Origin of the sequence: Adlercreutzia shanghongiae, assembly GCF_035830635.1 — a bacterium.
GTDB classification, from domain to species: Bacteria; Actinomycetota; Coriobacteriia; order Coriobacteriales; family Eggerthellaceae; genus Adlercreutzia; species Adlercreutzia shanghongiae.
In genome coordinates this window covers 1-5,558 of record NZ_JAYMFI010000041.1, presented here as the reverse complement: position 1 = coordinate 5,558, position 5,558 = coordinate 1, and the positions used below count along the sequence as shown (strand labels likewise).

3 protein-coding genes are annotated in these 5,558 nt (G+C 48.4%); all 3 read right to left on the bottom strand.

Annotated features, from left to right (window positions below):
• Nucleotides 1-843 precede the first annotated feature (843 nt).
• Nucleotides 844-2,310 (bottom strand): sugar transferase, encoded by a 1,467-nt coding sequence (locus VJ923_RS12030; protein WP_326441815.1) that lies wholly within the window; start codon nt 2,308-2,310, stop codon nt 844-846.
• Nucleotides 2,311-2,589: 279 nt separating this feature from the next.
• The gene (locus VJ923_RS12025; protein ID WP_326441813.1) at nt 2,590-3,897 is read right to left on the bottom strand and encodes a DHHW family protein; all 1,308 of its coding nucleotides are present in this window, start codon (nt 3,895-3,897) and stop codon (nt 2,590-2,592) included.
• A 45-nt stretch (nt 3,898-3,942) separates the two neighbouring features.
• Nucleotides 3,943-5,058 (bottom strand): hypothetical protein, encoded by a 1,116-nt coding sequence (locus tag VJ923_RS12020; protein WP_326441812.1) that lies wholly within the window; start codon nt 5,056-5,058, stop codon nt 3,943-3,945.
• Nucleotides 5,059-5,558: the final 500 nt, after the last annotated feature.

Here is a 5,558-nt window from a genome sequence, read left to right as displayed (position 1 = left end):
TGCGAGAAACCGGCGCCCCTGTTGCCACGTAGCAGCGCAATGCGGAACGCTGTAGCAACGTAGCGTGGAACGCCGTGGCATTTTAGCTGCAATAATCATGCATCGACATCGCCTAAACCGCCATCGAGCTCATAGGTTCTATTCGCCAGATTAACAACCGAGCCAAGGAACACATTAAACCGCGCACTTGCCTCCTTCGCAGGCGATTTCGCCTCGCGCCATACATGCTCGTTTTTCGCCACACATGTCATTCCGCGGAAAAAAGGGGGCTGCCTTCGAAAAAAAAATGCCGGCAATATCACTGAAGAAGCTTTCGTAGCCTTTCGGGCCCGTATCTGTTGGTCTCGCACTACTCCCTCCCCTCTTGTAGCTATAGCGCTCGAGAGGGAGCGCATGCAACCTGCCGATAAGCCACATTTCCCCGAGAGAACAGCCTCTTACCTTTTTCACCCCTCTTTATCCGCGTCATCGCTCCTTTTGTCTTTTCTGCGAAGAGGATATCTTCTGCAAAAATCGTAAAGAACTTCATTGCCTACATCTTCACAAAGATTGCTTCCACCAGGAAAAAGTCGCCCACTCTCATAAGCCCTGCCTCCTCGCTTCCCCCGAAGCCACCTTGGTAGAAAATGCCTGCCTTAATCTCACGCTTTAAATAACCACCCAATTCCCGATATTCTTACCAAATCTACGATTATTATGGCACTGATTCTCGAGGCAGTCTTTGAGGACGTTCTCTAGTAATTCGTCTCCCGCTAAGTTCTAGCAAAGCGCACGACGTCAGTTTTCGCAGCGTCAATATGAGAAGCTAAGCCACATGCCCCCACCTGCAGTTAGCAGGCGCTGTTACACAGATCCCTCCTGATTCAGCACCACGACGACAGTTTTAGCGAGAATCTTCAAATCGAGCCGAATGCTCCAGTTGTTGATATATTCCCTATCCAGCCTTACCACTTCTTCGAAATCGGTAATGTTGCTGCGACCACTAATCTGCCACAGCCCCGTAATGCCTGGCTTGATGGCAAGCCGCGCCCGATGATGCGCTTCGTAAAACGCCGTCTCCGAAACCAGAGGGGGACGAGTTCCCACCACCGACATGTCGCCCTTCAGCACGTTAAAGAACTGCGGGAACTCATCGATGCTCGTCCGACGAATGAACTCGCCTATACCAGTCTTTCGAGAGCCATCAGACAGAATCCTGTTACCTATCACGCGCGGGTCGAAATCCATCTTGAACATCCGAGCGTCTGAGAACTTGTTATCGCCCATCAACTCTTCGCGACGCTCATCCGCATCAAGATACATGCTACGAAACTTATACATCTTGAAGTGACGACCATTCCTGCCAACGCGCTCCTGGGAGTACAGCAAAGGACCCGGCGACTCCACAAACATGACCGGAGCCAAAACAACAGCGATGATGCCTGTGGCGAGGCAGCCAACAAGACCGAAACCGACATCTATAACTCGCTTGACGAACAGCTGCCCCATAGATGCATAGTTAATGCTCGTAGTGATAACCGTATAATCGCCAATGCTCTCAATAAACTGTTTCATTTCCGGAATCCGAAGGCTATCCGAGAGTCCGTAGTGGACCGCAACACCCGTTTCGGCAATCGATTCAACCAGACTCATAGGACTCTCGAAATCGGCGGGTACCGACACGAGCGCTTCGTCAATCCATTCAGTGCAAAGCAGGCTCGGAAGAGACTCAGCATCCGCGACTACAGGCACTCCATCAACCGTGTCTCCAATCCGGCTTTCGTCTACGAGCGCTATACCCCCAATGGTGTAGCGCGCATAGTTATTGGCGATTATTTTATCCAAAGCTTTACTCACGCAGTCGCCGGTGGACACAATCAGCATCACCCTGTCTCCATCCTTCGCGAGATGTTTCAAGAGAAGCATCTTCCACGCCACGCGCGCCGCAAACGATAAAGCAATGTAAAAGGCAAATGTCAAAAACATCGCCAAACGCGAATAGAACTGGCCCTGCTGCAGCAAAAAGAGAACCACAACTGAAATGACGCCGATAATTGCTCCGTGACGAAACGTTGCGACAAGCTCTTTGTAAACACCACGTCGCAAAACACCGCTCATTGTATCCATTAAAAGGAGCGTAACAAGATCGAGAACCTCGATAAATACCGCCATACTGCTGTACAGCGGAATTTCATAGGGATTAAAGCCATATCCGCTTGCCGCATAAGCAAGCACAAACGCAATCTGAAGACATATAAGATCAATTATAATGAAATCGAAATGCTTGAAAAATCTATCCGTGTGTCGCTTATACATGTATCCTGCCGTCACAACGCATCCTCTGCTTGTCGCAAAAGGACAATATCTCGCGTAGCAATCATTGTAAAGCAATTATAGACTAGCCCTGACGCACTTCAGGTGCAATTATCTCTTTTTACCAGGTGTCCAGCGTTGACGCAATGTTCTCAATCTCGGTTTCGCGCGATATTAACACTTTTACATTAAATAGTTATAGCGATATGTGAAAGCCGTGTAGACACAAGGAGCCTCCTGTTGAGAGCAATAGACACGGCAAGCCAGCTTTTTGCCATAAACCCCAGTAAACATCCTCTAATTCGATATAAATGAAACAACCCTAGGCTGTGCAGCAACGATAGGGCACATCATAAACAGAACATCGTCTATCTTCTGTTCACGAAGCAACAAAAGCTCAATCGTATCTCGCTCAACACGGGGATCTACACATACTACCTTCTCATAGTGCTCAGCCAAAAGTCTCTCAATGCAATTTGAATAGGAGTCCGCAACTATTAAAAGTGTTTTACCGTTTCGGTTGTTATTGTTCAGAAAATCTATTCTTCCTAAATTCCAATGGAAGTATTCCTCGTATCTTAACGTGTATCTCTCTGGGGACATCCTGCCACTGTCATAAAGCTCTCTATGTCTAATATTTTCCATCAAAACTGGGAGACCGCCAATTACAATTTTAAAGTTCGATTCCGGGTAAAGAACGTCATCGATACTGTCGGGCTCTTCGGGCTCGCAAAGACCCATGCGCGTATAGGAGCCATAGAACGGGATGCGGAACTTAATGTTCTCTACTTCTAGTGGCTTCTCAGCCCCCCCCGTCGCTACATCGAGGATTCTCTTGTATGCCTCAAATGCTCCTTCAGTTTTCCAATGGTGCTCGCTCCTATAGAACCAAGAATCATATTCCGCCGCATCGCGAGCCTGCAAATCTACTTGAAACACGTTGGGCGCTAAAAGCGAGTTAACATGCTCCTCAACGAACGTTCGATCCATTAGGCCAGACGTAAAATCTATAAGCGGATTTGTCGCTGAAAAAGCCATATGGGTGGGCTCGCAATATATAACGCGTATGCCAGGATGTAAATCAGCAAACTCATTTATCGCCTTGGAAAAGGCAGGCAACCAAATATTAAGATCCTCTGCTTTCTCGGCAGGAAAAGGAACAACAGAATCGCTTCGCGGATCATATGCATAACGAGACCCATAAAAGGTTGGATAGGAAGCATCACTCTCTAGCAACAAACCTGCGCTTGCTTTTATGAAATGGCGCTCCAAACATGCCTTTGTCATCGCGGCTCCATCATAGAAAGGCAGGGCATCGCGCATGCTGCCCTCAACGCTATTCTGGAAAATACGCGTCTGGACATTTTCAGCGGTCGGCGCATCCGGTTGCTCGCGTACCCGATTTTCCACGACAATCACGCTAGCGTCATTAGCTGAACAAAGACCAAAGACTTGCAGCAAAGCGCACCCGCCACACAGCCCTAACCACAACACAATCAAAACCGAAAAGAACGCATCCCTAGAAGATGCCCTAGCGCGCGTCACTATTTTGCCCCAAGTGCATTCCGCATGTAGTTCTCGGAAATCCGCATCACCGTAAACCATCTATTCGACTTGTCGAGCTTTCATTTCGTCCCTGGGGAAGCCAAGTTAAGATGTAACAACAATAGCAGCAACCGACGCTCCCATGTACCGCAAGCATTCTACTGCATTCTCGAGCGACGTTGCCGTATCCTCCCAACACCTCACGCAGACAATCACGCAATCGCTATCAGCTGCAGTCTTTCTGCCGCTGGAGCCGTCGCAAAACGAGGGGCAGATCTCAATGTCAATGCAACGGTCTGCATGTTTCCCATCTTCGACAGACATCGGCGCGTTGGCATCTTTACCGTTATTCTCACCGGAGCAGGCAATCCATCCCGCCTCAGCGATTCCCGCAGATAACTTTTCCAAAACAGGAGAGCAATCCGCGCTAGTCAGCGGCAGCAATGCGATAGAACCACGCTTGCCCCTCTCTTCTTCGCGGTCCAGCAGCTGATGAATCATGATAATATCCGCATCTTCACCGGAGAAAGAAGGAATATCCGACATATGACGCAGCATTGAGAGGTTTTTAATCGGCTTCCTGACAAGCCCAGACACGAAAATAGCAGCAAAAGCAACGCAAAACCCCAGGATTCCCGCTATAATCCCCAAACTCAAAGGGCCTACTCCCGACTTCTCGGCCTTCAGAGCGTCGTCTACTATTATTTCCGGGTACTGGAAAAGGGTTTTAGACGCAAGGAGGTGCTGCAGAAGGGTCATATTCCAAGCCTCGTCTTCATTGCTGAGGTTTTCAGCAATATCTTCCTTAAGCTCGCTTTCGTCGTACCGACTCTTAAGTTCATCGTAATACGTCCCTGTTTCCTGAGCTGTCTCGTGTGCTATCGAGTTAACGGTCTCGATTGTTTGTTCTTTGTCTCGCATTCGAATCGTTACGCTTACTATATTAGCGTTCTGCCCAGTACCGATGGTGACTTGGCTGTTTTTTGATGTAAAGCCGAATTCTTTCAGTAAATCTTCCGCATTTGAACGAATGATGCTGACCATTTCCGAAGTAGGAGTACCACCTGAGGGGTCTACGGCGGTCAACGTGCTCGTAGCCTCAAATTTAGACGTCCCAACAGCAAAGGCCAAAATAAGACCAGCTATGGCGCATAAGGCCACAGAGCATAGAAATACTTTCCGATAGTGCTTTAACGTCTCTACGAACTCCGAAAAAGTCATTTTGGTTTCTCTTCCAATCAGTTTTTCAGTTCCATTTCAATATATTATATCCGCTCAATCTCCCGCTTCACAATTCACAGTCTTTTCTTACGTATGCGCAGAATATGCGCACCTCAAATAGAAGAAAAACGCGACAACGCGTTGCAGCACCTAACGGAAAATCGAATTCTCGTTGAATAGATTATCGCACTGGATAATCTTGAGCCCATTCTCAGCTTCTACATTGCCCCCGGCATGCCAAAACCACTCACCTGACGAATCTCGATAGCCAAGAATATTAACCGTCGCAATCTGCTCTTTCAACGATAGCAGACGCTTGTCGTAAGGCGAAATGGCAAGCCTGCCGCAACCTTCAGCAACGCCGTCCTCCAGCTGACTAATACCCGCAAAGGAGGTTAAGCTCTCTAGAATGCGCCTCGCTCTCAGCGAAACCGAGCGGCTTTCTTTCCAGGCGCGATTGCCCCATTACAGTTTGAAGTGTAGTTAATCCGACTGCTTGA